1 protein-coding gene is annotated in these 417 nt (G+C 56.8%); it reads left to right on the top strand.

Features of this window, described 5'->3' with window-relative positions; all coding sequences use genetic code 11:
* Window positions 1-153: 153 nt before the first annotated feature.
* Window positions 154-417: hypothetical protein (locus ACLD7X_RS19265; RefSeq protein WP_411425285.1), on the top strand; the 264-nt coding region annotated here is incomplete at its 3' end.

Below are 417 nucleotides of genomic sequence, written 5' to 3'. Positions count from 1 at the left end.
CGACCAGGCGCTGGCCTCGCTGGAGAAGGGGCGGCCCATGGCGGTCACCAGCCGCTTCGATCCTGTAAGGCCGCTTCCGCCAACGGACAGCGCCACAATGCATCCGAATCACAACCCGTTGACGCTCATTTGATAGAGGAAACATCTGACATCATGGCCTATAAATCATCACCACGCCCCAGCTTCAGCGAACCAACCCTCATCCCCTACGACAAGGTCACGCGCTATCTTTGGGGTGACGATGAGGCCGGTCTCGTCAATGACTGGATCTATCTGTCGAGCAGCAAGATCCACCAGCTGATCTTCGGCTTTCCGGCGGGTGAAGGCTTCCGTCACTCCGAATCGTTCCGGACAATCTTCGGCGCCGATGAGGTGCTCTATGTCCTGCAAGGTAACATGATTATTGCGAATCCACAG

This window comes from Aphanothece microscopica RSMan92 (assembly GCF_046613545.2).
GTDB lineage: Bacteria > Cyanobacteriota > Cyanobacteriia > PCC-6307 > Cyanobiaceae > NIES-981.
This window is presented reverse-complemented; position numbering and strand designations above follow the sequence as displayed.